This window comes from Nocardiopsis sp. RV163, assembly GCF_001029525.1.
Taxonomy (GTDB): domain Bacteria; phylum Actinomycetota; class Actinomycetes; order Streptosporangiales; family Streptosporangiaceae; genus Nocardiopsis; species Nocardiopsis dassonvillei.
This window is the reverse complement of the sequence record NZ_LEKI01000152.1, coordinates 1-13,661: the sequence shown is the minus strand read 5'-3', so window position 1 is coordinate 13,661 and position 13,661 is coordinate 1. Positions and strand designations below refer to the sequence as shown.

The 13,661-nt window shown below is 71.9% G+C and carries 14 protein-coding genes; 10 read left to right on the top strand and 4 right to left on the bottom strand.

What is annotated here, in order from left to right:
* Together ABD54_RS21460 and ABD54_RS21455 are read left to right on the top strand one after the other, a co-directional pair.
* The coding region (locus ABD54_RS21460) for an RDD family protein (protein ID WP_047871328.1) at positions 1-634 on the top strand (634 nt) is incomplete at its 5' end.
* Between the two features lie 133 nt (positions 635-767).
* Positions 768-1,358, top strand: a complete 591-nt coding sequence (locus ABD54_RS21455; RefSeq protein WP_047871326.1) for a hypothetical protein — start codon at positions 768-770, stop codon at positions 1,356-1,358.
* A 12-nt stretch (positions 1,359-1,370) separates the two neighbouring features.
* On the opposite strand, the gene ABD54_RS21450 is transcribed toward ABD54_RS21455, so the two are convergent.
* From ABD54_RS21450 to cutA, 3 genes are all read right to left on the bottom strand, one after another.
* Complete coding sequence (locus ABD54_RS21450; protein WP_047871325.1) at positions 1,371-2,030, bottom strand: GNAT family N-acetyltransferase; 660 nt, start codon at positions 2,028-2,030, stop codon at positions 1,371-1,373.
* A gap of 146 nt (positions 2,031-2,176) precedes the next feature.
* Positions 2,177-2,770, bottom strand: a complete 594-nt coding sequence (locus tag ABD54_RS21445) for a hypothetical protein (RefSeq protein ID WP_047871324.1) — start codon at positions 2,768-2,770, stop codon at positions 2,177-2,179.
* Positions 2,767-3,108, bottom strand: a complete 342-nt coding sequence (gene cutA / locus ABD54_RS21440; protein ID WP_047871323.1) for a divalent-cation tolerance protein CutA — start codon at positions 3,106-3,108, stop codon at positions 2,767-2,769. Before cutA ends, ABD54_RS21445 begins: the two co-directional genes overlap by 4 nt.
* 68 nt (positions 3,109-3,176) lie before the next feature.
* On the opposite strand from cutA, the gene pyrE reads away from it, so the two are divergent.
* The gene (pyrE, locus tag ABD54_RS21435) at positions 3,177-3,710 is read left to right on the top strand and encodes an orotate phosphoribosyltransferase (RefSeq protein WP_047871322.1); all 534 of its coding nucleotides are present in this window, start codon (positions 3,177-3,179) and stop codon (positions 3,708-3,710) included.
* A gap of 91 nt (positions 3,711-3,801) precedes the next feature.
* Here the strand turns inward: pyrE and ABD54_RS21430 are convergent, their stop codons facing one another.
* The gene (locus ABD54_RS21430; RefSeq protein ID WP_047871327.1) at positions 3,802-4,188 is read right to left on the bottom strand and encodes a RodZ domain-containing protein; all 387 of its coding nucleotides are present in this window, start codon (positions 4,186-4,188) and stop codon (positions 3,802-3,804) included.
* Between the two features lie 408 nt (positions 4,189-4,596).
* Here ABD54_RS21430 and fbaA point away from each other — a divergent pair, with 408 nt between their 5' ends.
* The 7 genes from fbaA to ABD54_RS21395 all read left to right on the top strand — a co-directional run bounded on the left by fbaA (position 4,597) and on the right by ABD54_RS21395 (position 13,328).
* Positions 4,597-5,619: a class II fructose-bisphosphate aldolase gene (gene fbaA, locus ABD54_RS21425; RefSeq protein WP_047871321.1), complete on the top strand. Its 1,023-nt coding sequence runs from the start codon at positions 4,597-4,599 to the stop codon at positions 5,617-5,619.
* 196 nt (positions 5,620-5,815) lie between these two features.
* Positions 5,816-6,232, top strand: a complete 417-nt coding sequence (locus ABD54_RS21420) for a DUF3151 domain-containing protein (protein ID WP_047871320.1) — start codon at positions 5,816-5,818, stop codon at positions 6,230-6,232.
* A 249-nt stretch (positions 6,233-6,481) separates the two neighbouring features.
* The gene (locus ABD54_RS21415) at positions 6,482-7,765 is read left to right on the top strand and encodes an adenylosuccinate synthase (RefSeq protein WP_047871319.1); all 1,284 of its coding nucleotides are present in this window, start codon (positions 6,482-6,484) and stop codon (positions 7,763-7,765) included.
* A gap of 40 nt (positions 7,766-7,805) precedes the next feature.
* Positions 7,806-9,059, top strand: coding sequence for a phosphoribosylamine--glycine ligase (purD, locus tag ABD54_RS21410; RefSeq protein WP_047871318.1), 1,254 nt, complete (start codon positions 7,806-7,808; stop codon positions 9,057-9,059).
* 174 nt (positions 9,060-9,233) lie between these two features.
* Entirely contained in the window at positions 9,234-10,139 is a 906-nt protein-coding gene (locus ABD54_RS21405; protein WP_047871317.1) for a phosphoribosylaminoimidazolesuccinocarboxamide synthase, read from the top strand.
* Positions 10,140-10,515: 376 nt separating this feature from the next.
* Positions 10,516-11,811 carry a UDP-N-acetylglucosamine 1-carboxyvinyltransferase gene (gene murA, locus ABD54_RS21400; protein WP_047871316.1) on the top strand — a complete coding sequence of 432 codons (1,296 nt, stop codon included), beginning with the start codon at positions 10,516-10,518 and terminating at the stop codon, positions 11,809-11,811.
* Positions 11,812-12,062: 251 nt separating this feature from the next.
* The gene (locus ABD54_RS21395) at positions 12,063-13,328 is read left to right on the top strand and encodes a hypothetical protein (protein WP_013155632.1); all 1,266 of its coding nucleotides are present in this window, start codon (positions 12,063-12,065) and stop codon (positions 13,326-13,328) included.
* Positions 13,329-13,661 lie beyond the last annotated feature (333 nt).

The following is a 13,661-nucleotide window of genomic DNA, read 5'->3' as shown; positions in this document are numbered from 1 at the left end:
GGCCCCGAGCGCGCCCGCGTACGCGGCGCCACCGCAGGCCCCCGTGTACCCCGCGCCCCACCAGACCCCTTACGCGCACGGGCATCAGGGCTACTACCCACCGCCGCAGAACTGGCTTCCCCCGGCGCTCACCGACCCGGGGCACTGGAACCCGCACAACCCCGAGATCGGCCGCGCCGAGATGGGGGTGCGCTTCGTGGCCCGGCTTCTCGACACGATCGTCTTCGGTGTCCTCTGGTTCGCCATGATGCTGCTGGGAACCCTCGTCAGCGCAGCCATAGGCGGCGGCGAGATGGACGGCGGCCCCGGCGAGACCGCTTTCATGGTGGTCTACATCTTCAACTTCTTCCTGCTGCCCATCGTGTCGGAGTGGCTCCAGGTCCGCCTGTGGGGACGGTCGGTCGGCAAGATGCTCATGGGCCTGTGGGTGGTGCGGTCCGACGGCGGTGGAAGGGTCGGGGCCGGTCGCGCGCTCGTCCGGGCGCTGCTCTACGCGCCCGGGCACACCAACCCGGTCAACTGGCTCCTGCCCTGGTCGGTCACCAACGTCCTGTGGCCCCTGCGCGACGGGAGGACCCGCAAGTGCCTCCACGACAAGGCGGCGGGCACGGTGGTCGTCCGGGTCCGCCGCTAGCGGTTCCGTCCGGGCCGCGGCGCACCCGCCGCGCGAACGCGCTGCGTGATGCGGCGCCTCCGGGAAGGAGCGGGGGGACGAACGGCTCGAAGACACCCTTGGACTCCGGCTCGCACGCTGGTACGTTCGCGCGATGACGCGATTCGCGGGACCCCTCATCGGCGCGGGTTTCGGCCTCGCCTTCGTCCTGGCCAACTCCGGGCCGCCGCTCGATCCCACCGTCGCCCTCGTGCTGCGGGTGTTCGCGGTCGCGGCGCTCGTCGGGGTGGTCGCGCTGACGGCGGTCACGGGCCGCCGGTCCGGTCCCGGCCCGGAACCCGGCCGCGAGGGGCCGCGGATACGGTTCGACGCCTTCTACGGCGCGGTCGTGCTGTTGGAGGCGGTCCTGCTCTTCGGAGGCATCCGGGTGCTGCGCGCCTTGGACGCGCCCATGCAGGCCAACGTGGCCTGGATCGCCCTCGCCGTCGGTCTGCACTTCCTCCCGCTGGCCCGGCACTGGCGGACCCGCTCGCTCCTGGGCGTCGCCGTCTACATGTCGGTGCTCGGCGCCGCGGGGCTGGCGATGGCCCTCACCGGGCACCCCGACTGGGTGCCCCTCGTCAGCGGCGTGGTCACCGGGCTGGGCATGCTGACCGGCCTCCTGGTCGGCCTGCTGGTCCCCCTCGTGACCGCGCGCGGGCCCGGCTCGGCCGCCGCCGACACCGCGCCGACCCCCTCGCCGTAGGCGCGCCCGGCGCTACTCCGCCCCGGCCCCGTCCAGCCCGAAGAACGGCAGGCACGGCTCCAGGCCCGTCACGGCGACCGGGACCGTGCGGTGCTGCGCCCAGTCCCGCCTGGTCAGCCGGTAGTGGTTCTCCACCACCCGCTCTCCCCTCACCTCGATCAGGTCGAACCCGTTCCCGCGGTACCCCAGGCGTTCGCAGACCCGCTCCGAGGCGGTGTTGCCCTCGAACACCGACGACACCGCGGCCACCGCTCCCAGCCCCTCGAAGGCCAGGTGCAGCACGGCGGCGCGCATCTCGGTGCCGATACCCCGGCCCTGGTGGGCCCTTCCCAGCCACGACCCGGTGCCCACCTGGCGCGTGACCGCGAAGTCGCGCGCCCGCATGTCCTGGACGCCCACCACGGCGCCCTCGTGGACCACGACGAGGTTGAGGCCCCAGTCCCGTGGCTTCCACGAGGCGAGGACCCCCAGGTTGTGCTGCACCACCCCGAGGGCGAGCTCGTCCGGCGGCCGGTCGGTCCAGGGCTCGGTGAAGGGCATCGTGTCCGGGTCGTGGACGCCCCCGACCGCGACCCCGGCCAGTCGCCCGAGGTCGTCGAAGGACGGGATCCGCAGTTCGAGGCGCGGTGTGGTCAGCCGCAGGCCCAGGGGCGGGAAGTGGTCGGTGATCATGCGCCGATTCTCCGGAGCCCGCCCGGCGGTGTCATCCGGTTTTCCGACGCCCGGCTCCGAGGTCCGGAACCGCGCGTCCCGCCCCCGGCACCGCCGGGGGAGCACCGAACCGGCCCGGGAGCCCCGGCACCGGTCCGGGCGGCGGCTCAGGAGCCGCCGCGCAGCTCCACCAGCAGCGCGGCCAGGGCCTCGGACGCCTCATCCGGGGCCGCCTCGCGCACGCTCCAGCCTCGCAGTCGCGCCAGGCGGGCCGCATGGCGAAGGCCCGGGTCGGTGAGCAGGTAGCCGCACGGCGCGTCCGGCCAGTCGGAGACCGTCGGCAGCGGCTCGGTCCGGTAGCCGGCGGGTTCCCCGGGGTGGACCGCCGTGTCCGGGGCCGCGCCCTCTGGGCTCTGCGTCCTCGCGACGTCCGCGCGGGTGGGGCCGCCCGGCTGGGGCAGGAACGCGTCCACCAGCACGTAGCCGAACACCGGCCGGTGCGCCGCCCGCTGGGCCGCGCCCACGGCGCCCAGCAGCGGTCCGGCACCGCCCTCGGCCACGAGGGCTGTCGGCGCGTCCGGCGCGACCAGGCGGTTGACCTCCAAGCTGGCGCGGGCGACGTAGCGGGCCGCGTGCGGCGGGTGCTCGTCGCCGCCCACCTCGGGGCGGACGGCGGTGATGCCGTACCCGGCCAACCGGTCGGCCAGGCCGGGCAGCCGCGTGGGTCCGCCGAGGGTCGGGGGGAGCAGGACGGCGATCACGCGGAGGTGCCTCCCCGGGTCTCGCCGCGCACCCACTCCAGGTAGGCGGGGCTGCCTCCGGTGACGGGCACGGCGACGACCTCGGGAACGTCGTAGGGGTGGACCTCGCCGAGGTGCGCGGTGAGCTCGTCCAGCCGGTCGGCGGCGGTCTTGACCACCACCGTCCACTCCTCGTCGGCCCGGACCCGGCCCTCCCAGCGGTAGAAGCTGGTGATGGGCCCGCTCACCTGCGCGCAGGCCGCCAGCCGGTGCTCGACCACCGACCGCGCCAGCCGTTCCGCGCCGTCCCTGCTGTCGACGGTGGTCTCCACCCGGACCGTGTCCCCGGACTGCGGCATGGCCGTCCCTCCCACCGGGGGCGACGCGGTGCGCCCGCGTCCCGTCCGGTGTTCTAGGCTCACTGATCATGAGCGAACGTGATGAACTCCTGCGTCAGATCAACGATAAGGCGGTCGTGCGCGGCAAGGTGACCCTGTCCTCGGGCATGGAGGCCGACTACTACGTCGACCTGCGCCGGGTCACCCTGGACGGGAAGGCCGCGCCGCTGGTCGGCTCGGTCATGTTGGACAACGTCGCGGACCTGGAGTTCGACGCCGTCGGCGGCCTGACGCTGGGCGCGGACCCCGTGGCCGCCGCCATGCTGCACGCCGCGCACGCTCGCGGGCGCACGCTGGACGCCTTCGTGGTGCGCAAGGCGGGCAAGGCGCACGGCCTCCAGAAGCGGATCGAGGGGGCCGACGTGCGCGGGCGGCGCGTGCTCGCCCTGGAGGACACCTCCACCACCGGCGGCTCGGTGCTGACGGCCGTGGAGGCGCTGCGCGAGGCGGGCGCCGAGGTGGTGGCGGTCGCGCTGATCCTGGACCGGGGCGCGCGCGAGCGGGTCACCGAGGAGGGCCTGGAGTACCGGGCGGTGTACGGGGTCTCCGACCTGGACGTCTAGCAACCGCGGGCCGCGGGGCGCCGCGCGGGCGTTCCGGCGGCCCTTCTCCGTGGGACGGGTGCCGCCGAGGGGGTCCGGGCCCCGGACGGCCTCAGCCCTCCTGCGGGTCGATCGTGAAGCTGAAGCCGGGCTCGCGGTCGGAGACGTCGCGCTCGTCGCCGTCGACGAAGACCTCGACGGCGGCGGGGTCGCCGATGGCGACCTCCAGGCCCTCGACGGCGGTCGCGTAGTTGACCGACTGGCCCCGGCTCATGTTCTGGTCCATCAGGACGTCGCCGCCGGGAACGCGGACGAAGACGTCGCTGGACTCTCCGACGACGCGGACGTACAGGACGCCCATGCTGCTGGGCTCCGCGCTCTCGCCCGCGGTCTCCGAGGCGTTGGCGCTCACGCTGGTGCCGGGGAGGGAGCGGTAGAGGAAGAAACCGCCCAGGGCCAGGAGCGCCACCAGGAGCACGACGGCCCCGACGATGGCTATTACCTGGCCAACGCCGCGAGGATCATTCCTATGCCTTCCCACGGCGTCGAATGTAGCGCGTATCACGGCAAAAAGCGACAGCAGTCGCCTGGAAGCCCCACGCCCCCCGCGATTCCGTCACAACGGGGATGGAGGGGTCACTCTCCGTCGAAACCGGGCGCGCGGAGCCCGGCCGCCGACCCCCGCCAACTGCGTCTACACCGACAACACCGAGCAATTTGGTCTAGACCTTTTCAACGGCTCCGGGTATTCGGGATACTTGGGTGACACCTGGTGGACACACCCGGACGCACGGCCCGAGGGCCGCCTCCCCCCGACGTCCGTCTCCACCGGGGCAACGCACGTGGGGTGCCGTCGGCGTGATACCGGCGGCCGCTCGCTCCAGGCCGAATCCAGGGAGAGTCAAGCATGCCCATCGCCAGCCCCGAGGTCTACACCGAGATGCTGAGCCGCGCGAAGTCCGAGGGCTTCGCCTACCCGGCCATCAACGTGACCTCCAGCCAGACGCTGCACGCCGCCCTGCGCGGCTTCGCCGAGGCCGAAAGCGACGGCATCGTCCAGATTTCCACCGGCGGCGCGGAGTTCCTGTCCGGCGCCACGGTCAAGGACATGGTCACCGGCTCGGTCGCCTTCGCCGAGTTCGCCCGCGTCGTGGCCGAGAAGTACTCCGTGAACATCGCCCTCCACACCGACCACTGCCCCAAGAACAAGCTCGACGGCTTCGTCCGCCCGCTGCTGGAGATCTCCAAGGAGCGCGTGGCCAAGGGTCAGGAGCCGCTGTTCCAGTCCCACATGTGGGACGGCTCGGCGGTCGAGCTGGAGGAGAACCTCCAGATCGCCGAGGAGCTGCTGGCCGCTTCCAAGGCCGCCCGGACGATCCTGGAGATCGAGGTGGGCGTCGTCGGCGGTGAGGAGGACGGCATCGTCGGCGAGATCAACGAGAAGCTCTACACCACGCCGAACGACGCCCTGCGCACCGCCGAGGTGCTGGGCCTGGGCGAGAAGGGCTACTACATGACGGCCCTGACCTTCGGCAACGTGCACGGCTCCTACAAGCCGGGCTTCGTCAAGCTGCGCCCGGAGGTGCTCAAGAAGGCCCAGGAGGCCGTCGCCGAGAAGTACGGCCGGGCCAAGGCGTTCGACTTCGTCTTCCACGGCGGCTCCGGCTCCACCACGGAGGAGATCCACGAGGCCATCGAGTACGGCGTGGTGAAGATGAACGTCGACACCGACACGCAGTACGCCTACACGCGCCCCGTGGTCGACCACATCATGAAGAACTACGACGGCGTGCTGAAGATCGACGGCGAGATCGGCGACAAGAAGGCCTACGACCCCCGCGCCTACGGCAAGGCGGCCGAGGCCGGCATGGCCGCCCGTATCGTGGAGGCCGCCCAGCACCTGAAGTCCGCGGGCAACAAGATGAAGTAGTCGCGTCCCGCCACCGGTTCGGCGGTCCGCGAACGGTGCCCGGCGGCCTCGGCCGCCGGGCACCGCGTTTTCCGGGGGCGCTGCTGGCTCGTCCCCTCCCCGCCCCCGTGCGCGGCTCCGGTGGGAGGGGGAGCGCTTGGCCGGGTGGCACGGAGTCCTCAGGCGGACCAGGCCGCACGGTGGCAGGATGGGGGCCATGAACCTGCACCAGAACCTGCTCAACGAGCCGCCCGAGACGCGCCTGGCCGACAACCCCGGGGCCCGCGAGGCCCTCGCCTCCGCCGACGACCCCACACCGGTCGCCGGGCGCTTCCCCGAGTACTCGGCGGCGTGGGCGCGGCTGGCGGAGCTGGCCCTGGCCGACGGCCAGCCGGTGGCCGCCTACGCCTACGCCCGGACCGGCTACCACCGCGGCCTGGACCAGTTGCGCCGTTCGGGGTGGAAGGGCCACGGCCCGATCCCCTGGGAGCACGAGCCCAACCGGGGCTTCCTGCGCGCGCTGCACGCCCTGGGCAGGGCCTCGGCGGAGATCGGTGACACCGACGAGGCCGAGCGCTGCGCCGCCTTCCTGCGCGAGTCCAGCGCCGAGGCCGACGAGGCGCTCAACGGCTGACACGCCCGCCCGCCGACCGCCGGGTCGTCCGGGCCCCGCACGGGTTCCGGACGGCCCGTCCACGCCTCGCCCTCCCCGGTTCTGGTGGGGCCCGTGTGTCGCACGTGCCACGGTGCCCCACTTAACCCGGATGCCCTGGTCGTGTACCCTCAATACGCAACGGCCCCTGTCGCAGCCTTGCGCCAGGGGTTTTCCGTGTTCGGGGCCGGAAAGCCCCGGGTCAGGTGTCGAGCGAAGAGGTAGAGACCAATGCCGGCGATCACGCTCGTGGGTGCCCAGTGGGGCGACGAGGGCAAGGGCAAGGCGACCGACCTTGTCGGCGACCGCGTGGACTACGTGGTGCGCTACCAGGGCGGGAACAACGCCGGGCACACCGTGGTCATCGGCGACCAGAAGTACGCCCTGCACCTGCTGCCCTCGGGCATCCTGTCCCCGAACGTGGTGCCGGTCATCGCCAACGGGGTCGTCATCGACCCGGGCGTGCTGCTGGAGGAGCTGCGCGGCCTCAACGAGCGCGGCGTGGACACGTCCCGCCTGCTCATCTCGGCGAACGCGCACCTGATCATGCCCTACCACCGGGCGCTGGACAAGGTCAGCGAGCGCTTCCTCGGCAAGGGCAAGATCGGCACCACCGGGCGCGGCATCGGCCCGACCTACGCCGACAAGGTCTCCCGCCAGGGCGTGCGCGTCCAGGACATGTTCGACCCCAAGATCCTGCGCAAGAAGATCGAGCTGGCCCTGCACGACAAGAACCAGCTGCTCACCAAGGTGTACAACCGGCGCGGCCTGGAGGCCGAGCCGATCATCGAGGAGTACCTGGGCTACGCCGAGCAGCTGCGCCCCTACGTCGCCGACACCTCCCTGATCCTGAACAAGGCGCTCGACGAGGGCAAGACGGTGTACCTGGAGGGCTCGCAGGGCACCCTGCTGGACATCGACCACGGCACCTACCCGTTCGTGACCTCCTCCTCCCCCACCTCGGGCGGCGCGGCGGCCGGGTCCGGTATCGGCCCCACTCGCATCACCAAGGTCGTGGGCATCCTCAAGGCCTACACCACCCGTGTGGGCTCGGGCCCCTTCCCCACCGAGCTGCTCGACGAGCAGGGCGAGTGGCTGCGCACCCAGGGCGGCGAGTACGGAGTCACCACCGGCCGCAACCGCCGCTGCGGCTGGTTCGACGCGCCCATCGCGCGCTACGCCACGCGGGTCAACGGCGTCACCGACTTCTTCCTCACCAAGCTCGACGTGCTCACCGGCCTGGAGCGCATCCCCGTGTGCGTGGCCTACGAGGTCGACGGCGTCCGCCACGACGAGATCCCGATGACCCAGACCGACTTCCACCACGCGAAGCCCGTCTACGAGTACCTCGACGGCTGGTCCGAGGACATCACCGGCGTCCGGACGTTCGACGAACTCCCCAAGAACGCACAGGCCTACGTGCGTACCCTTGAGGAGATGGCGGGGGCCCCGATCTCCGCCATCGGTGTCGGACCCGGCCGCGACGAGACGCTCCAGCTCCGCTCCCTGGTCTGACCCCCCTCTGTCCGCCTTCAACACGAAGAGGCCCCCAGTAGTGAAAGCCCTCGTTCTCGGCGGCGGAGGCCGCGAGCACGCTCTGGTCCGCGCCCTGTCCCTGGACCCGGGTGTCACCAGCATCCACAGCGCCCCGGGCAACCCCGGCATCTCGGAGCTGGCCGAGAACCACGTGCTCAACGTGACCGACGGCCTGGCCGTCACCGAGCTGGCCGCGCGCATCCGCGCCGAGCTGGTCGTCATCGGACCGGAGGCCCCGCTGGTCTCCGGTGTGGCGGACGCCCTGCGCGACCGGGGCATCCCGGTGTTCGGCCCCGACCAGGGGGCCGCACGCCTGGAGGGCTCCAAGGCCTTCGCCAAGGAGGTCATGGAGGCCGCCGGGGTGCCCACCGCCAAGGCGCGGGTGTGCAGGACCGCCAGCCAGGTGTCCGAGGCGCTCGACGAGTTCGGCACGCCCTACGTGGTCAAGAACGACGGCCTGGCCGCGGGCAAGGGCGTCGTTGTGACCGAGGACCGCGCCCTCGCCGAACAGCACGCCCGCGAGTGCGGCCGCGTGGTCATCGAGGAGTTCCTCGACGGCCCCGAGGTGTCCCTCTTCGTGCTGAGCGACGGGCTGCACGCCCTACCGCTGCTGCCCGCGCAGGACTTCAAGCGCGCCTACGACGGCGACCAGGGGCCCAACACGGGCGGCATGGGCGCGTACGCGCCGCTGCCGTGGGCTCCGGCCGGTCTGGTGGACGAGGTCATGGAGTCGGTCGTGCGGCCGACCCTGGTGGAGATGAACCGGCGCGGCAAGCGCTACCAGGGCCTGCTGTACGTGGGGCTGGCGCTCACGTCGCGGGGTCCGCGCGTGGTGGAGTTCAACGCCCGGTTCGGCGACCCGGAGACCCAGGTGGTCCTGGACCGTCTGGCCACCCCGATCGGCGCCGTCCTCCAGGCCACCGACACCGGAGGCCTGGGGAGCGTCGGCTCCCTCCAGTGGAAGCCGGGCGCCGCCGTCACCGTGGTGGTGGCCGCCGAGAACTACCCCGGCGACCCGGTCAAGGGCGACGCCATCGGCGGTCTGGACCAGGCCAACTCGCTGGAGGGCGCGTACGTGCTGCACGCGGGCACCGACTGGGGGGAGGGCTCGGGCGGCGTCCGGTCGAACGGGGGCCGGGTGCTCAACGTCGTCGGCACCGGGGTCGACCTGCGCCAGGCGCGCGAGCGGGCCTACGAGGCCGTGGCGCGCATCGAGCTGCGCGGCTCGTTCCACCGCACCGACATCGCCGAGCGCGCCGCGGCCGAGCTGTAGCGGGGTGCGGGCACGCCTGAGGGCGGGCGTGCCCAGGGCACCCCGACGGGGAGGGGGTTCGAGGCCCCCTTTCCAAGTCCATCACGGACCGGGGCACGTTCCACAGCCCCTTCCCGAACCTGTGGACAACCCGCCCGGCGCCGCCCGGCGGCCGGTGCTAGGAGAGGGGAAACCGTGAGCGGTTTCGTCGTCAGGCCCGAACCCGTCCGGGTCGAAGGGCTCACCCACCTGCACACCGGCAAGGTGCGCGAACTGTACGCCGCGGCCGACGGGGCGCTGGTGATGGTCGCCAGCGACCGCGTGTCGGCCTACGACTGGGTGCTGCCCACCGAGATCCCCGGCAAGGGGCGGCTGCTCACCCAGCTCTCCCTGTGGTGGTTCGAGCGGCTGGGCGACCTGGTGCCCAACCACGTCGTGTCCGACGTCGTCCCCGAGGGCGCCCCCGCCGACTGGGCGGGCAGGACCCTGGTGTGCCGCAGGCTGGACATGGTGCCGGTGGAGTGCGTGGCGCGCGGCTACCTGACCGGTTCCGGCCTGGAGGAGTACCGGGCGGGCGGCACCGTGTGCGGGATCGCGCTGCCCGACGGACTGGTCGACGGCTCCGAACTGCCCGAGCCGATCTTCACCCCGGCGACCAAGGCCGAGGTGGGCGACCACGACGAGAACGTCTCCTTCGAGGCCGTCGCCGCAGCGCACGGGGACGAACTGGCCGCCGAGCTGCGCGACCTCACCCTGCGCGTGTACGGACGCGGCCGGGAGCTGGCCCGCGAGCGCGGCATCATCCTCGCCGACACCAAGTTCGAGTACGGGCGCGACGCGTCGGGGAACCTGGTGCTGGCCGACGAGGTGTTCACCCCCGACTCCTCCCGCTACTGGCCCGCCGACACGTGGGCGCCGGGCGGGCCGCAGACCTCCTTCGACAAGCAGGTCCTTCGGGACTGGCTGCGCTCGCCGGAGTCCGGGTGGGACCGCGCCTCGGAGACGCCGCCGCCGGAGCTGCCCGAACACGTGGTACAGCGCACTCTTGACCGTTACGTGGAGATCTACGAGCGTCTGACCGGGACGAAGCCCGCCCTGTGAGGCACCGCGCGGGGGTGATTCGACGCACGCGACCGCCGATTCGGGTCCGAGAGCACGTATGGTGGTGACGTTGTGCGGGTCACCGGAGGCGGGCGAACAACCATACGCACGGCATCCCCGGTCTTTCCCGTTGGCGGAATACCTCTTTGGCCGTTTGGCGGGACTCCACCCCCCGATCTGCGGGTATACCACGTCCTGGACCGGTACATGCGAACGGGTGCTATAGAGTTCTCGCGAACACCGGTTCACTGGCCGCGCAGGTCACACGCATGATGTCGCAACGTTCCAGGGGAAACCCGCGTCTCATACGCACACAGGCGAAGCCCGACGAGGGTGACCTTTTTTCCACATCTGCCTCACAAAGGAGCACATGAGCATGGGCCAGGAGGTTCGTTACCGCGTCCGCGGCGGACGCCCCCTCAGTGGAACGGCGTTCATCCAAGGCGCGAAGAACGCCGTCCTGCCGATGATCGGGGCCGCCCTCCTCGCGGCCAGGGGCCGTACGGTGCTGCGGAACGTCCCGGTCATCGAGGACGTCTACCGAGCTCTGGAGCTCGCCGAGCACGTGGGTGCCAAGGTCGAGTTCCACGAGGCCGAGCGCACCGTCGTCATCGACGCGTCCAACCTCAACGACCCCGAGCGGGCCGTCCTGCCCGCCGATATCGCGGCCCGTTTCCGCGGCTCCGTGCTCTTCGTCCCGGCGCTGATGCACCGCACCGGCCGCGCCCGCATCGAGGGCGTCGGCGGATGCAACCTGGGAAGCCGCAACCTGGACTTCCACTACCGGGGCTTCGCGCGCCTGGGCGCCGAGGTCACCGAGGACCCCGAGCGCAACCACATCAACGTCGAGGCCAGCAACCTCCGCGGCGGCCGCCTGTACCTGGACACCCCGTCCCACACGGGCACCGAGAACCTCATCATGGCCGCGGTGCTGGCTCCGGGCACCACCGTGATCGAGCACGCGGCCCTGGAGCCCGAGGTCATCGACGTCATCAACTTCCTGAGCGCCATGGGCGCCAAGATCAGCGGCGGCGGCACGGGCTTCATCACCGTCGAGGGTGTCAAGGAACTCACCGCGGTCGAGCACACCATCATGTCCGACCGCATCGACGCGGGCGTGTTCGCGATGACCGTCGCCGCCACCGGCGGTGACGTCAGCCTCGTGGGTGCCCAGCTGGACCACCTGGGCGTGGCCCGCTGGAAGCTGGAGCAGATGGGCGTGGGCTTCTCCCAGGAGGGCGCCGTCCTGCACGTCCACCGGGACCCGTCGGTGCCGCTGCGGCCGATCAACGCCGTGACCTCGCCCTTCCCCGGCTTCGCCACCGACCTCCAGTCGCCGCTGATGGCCCTGGCCACCCTGGCCGAGGGCGAGAGCTACATCCACGAGGCCATCTACGACGGCCGGTTCGCCCTGGCCGACGAGCTCACCAAGATGGGCGCCAAGATCGAGGTCGAGGGCACCCGCGCGATCGTGCACGGCACCACCGACCTGCGCGGCACCGAGGTCATCGCCCACGACCTGCGCACCGGTGCGGCCCTGGTCCTCGCCGGACTGGTCGCCGAAGGTGAGACAATCGTGGCGCCCGGCTATCTGGTGGACCGCGGTCACGCTCAGTTCGCGACCCGGCTCGCTGCGCTAGGCGCTGACGTGGAGCGCGTCGTCGTCTCGTAGGGAGCCGAAAGCGCAGTTCAAGCCGGGGTGGGAGCCCGCCTCCCACCCGGGCTTTCGGCGTTGATATGGAAAACGATCTTCTTTGGCCCCGCACAATGGGTACGATCTCGGCAATCATGCCGTGACAGAGATCGGGTCGGGAAACCAGTGGGCGCACATAGTGAAGAGCGTGGAATGGTAGCGGGGAGCAACCCGAGGTGAGTGCCCAGCGTACTGGCGATTTGACGATCGGCGTCATAGGACCCCATGAGGTGGTCGAACGGGTCATGCTCATGGGTCCGGGGTCCACGGGGCCCCTCAACGCCAGACTCATCGCCGCCGCGTACCGAGATGAGCAAGAGGCGACGGACAAGGTCGTCAGGCTGGGTTCGGCGATCGACGCGTACCTGTTCGCCAGCCCTGTCCCCTACGAGTTCGCGCGCAAGGCCGGTGTGCTGACGATGCCCGCCACCTTCGTGCCCCTCGGCGGGGCCAGCCTGCACGAGGCCCTGCTCCGGGCGACCCTGGACGAGCGCTACGACCCGACCAGAGCCAGTCTGGACGTGCTCAGCCGCGCCGACGTGGTGGAGGCCTACTCCGAGGTCGACCTGCCCGTGGACGGGATCCACGTGCACGAGGAGCTCACCAACACCGCGCAGCTCACGTCCTTCCACGAGGGGTTGTGGCGGCGCAAGGCCACCAAGATGGCCATCACCTGCGTGCGCGGGGTCGCCGAGCGCCTGGAGGCCATCGGCGTGCCGGTGGTCAGGCTGCGGCCCACCAACGCGGGTGTGCGCAGCGCCCTGCAGACCGCGGGTCTGCTGGGGGCGCACCACCGCCTGGAGGAGGCCCAGCTGGGCGTGGTGGTGGTCGACGTGCCCACCCTGCGGGACTCGACGCGGCGTTCGACGCCCCGGTACTGGCGGGAGGAGCTGCGGCTGTCCCTGCACAGGCTGCTGCTCCAGGAGGCCCACCGGATCAACGCCACGGCGCACCGGCTGGACGACCATTCGTTCATGGTGACGGCGACTCGCGGGTCGCTCGTGACCGCGACCGAGGGTTTCCGGCAGCCGCCGTTCGTGGAGCGGATCAAGGCGGAGCTGGGGATCGCGATCGAGGTCGGCATCGGCATGGGGCGGACCACCCAGGACGCCGAGGCCCACGCCCGGGCCGCGCTGAACCGCGCCCAGGCGTCGCGGCAGAGCTTCGCGGTGGACCGCGAGGGCCGTTCCCTGGTGCCCGCCCAGCGCGCGCCAGCACGGCAGTCCTCCGAACCGCTGCGGACCAAGGGACGCGAGACGCTGATTCGGCTTTCGGAGAAGATCGCCGAGGAGGACGGGCCGCTGGTGGTCGACGCGGAGAACGCCGGGCGGATGCTCGGTGTCACCTCCCGGACCGCGCGCCGGCTGCTGCGGACCCTGGTGGAGGAAGGGCTGGCGTGGCCGCTGCCGCCCAACCGGACCCTCCAGCCGGGCCGTCCCCGCCAGTTGTACCGGCTGATCGTGGAGAAGCTCGACAAGGACGCCGCGGGCAAGTAGCCGACGGCGGGCGCCGAGCCGCACGAGCGCCTGTGAGACGCGTGAAAGCGTCGGACGGGGGCGCTCCCGACCAGGGGGCGCCCCCGTCCGTGTGCGCGGCTGTGGGGCCGCGTGAGCGGTGTGTGAGCGTGCGCGGGGCGGCGGGCTCGGACCGTGCAGGGCAGCCGAGTCTGCGCGGGGCGAGTGCTGGGGATCGGCCGGGCGGTGGTGCGCGGTTGTCCACAGGCTGTGGAAGCCGGTTGCACGCCGGACGGGCGCGCTGGGATCATGGAACACGGGGGCGCCGCACGGCGGCCACGGCAGACCGCAGCGCCCCCGAATCGAGGCTAACCC

Excerpts from the sequence above, each read along its gene's own strand:
- ABD54_RS21455 (WP_047871326.1), top strand. The coding sequence starts at position 768 with ATGACGCGATTCGCGGGACCCCTCATCGGCGCGGGTTTCGGCCTCGCC.
- ABD54_RS21450 (WP_047871325.1), bottom strand. The coding sequence starts at position 2,030 with ATGATCACCGACCACTTCCCGCCCCTGGGCCTGCGGCTGACCACACCG.
- cutA (WP_047871323.1), bottom strand. The coding sequence starts at position 3,108 with ATGCCGCAGTCCGGGGACACGGTCCGGGTGGAGACCACCGTCGACAGC.
- pyrE (WP_047871322.1), top strand. The coding sequence starts at position 3,177 with ATGAGCGAACGTGATGAACTCCTGCGTCAGATCAACGATAAGGCGGTC.
- fbaA (WP_047871321.1), top strand. The coding sequence starts at position 4,597 with ATGCCCATCGCCAGCCCCGAGGTCTACACCGAGATGCTGAGCCGCGCG.
- ABD54_RS21420 (WP_047871320.1), top strand. The coding sequence starts at position 5,816 with ATGAACCTGCACCAGAACCTGCTCAACGAGCCGCCCGAGACGCGCCTG.
- ABD54_RS21415 (WP_047871319.1), top strand. The coding sequence starts at position 6,482 with ATGCCGGCGATCACGCTCGTGGGTGCCCAGTGGGGCGACGAGGGCAAG.
- murA (WP_047871316.1), top strand. The coding sequence starts at position 10,516 with ATGGGCCAGGAGGTTCGTTACCGCGTCCGCGGCGGACGCCCCCTCAGT.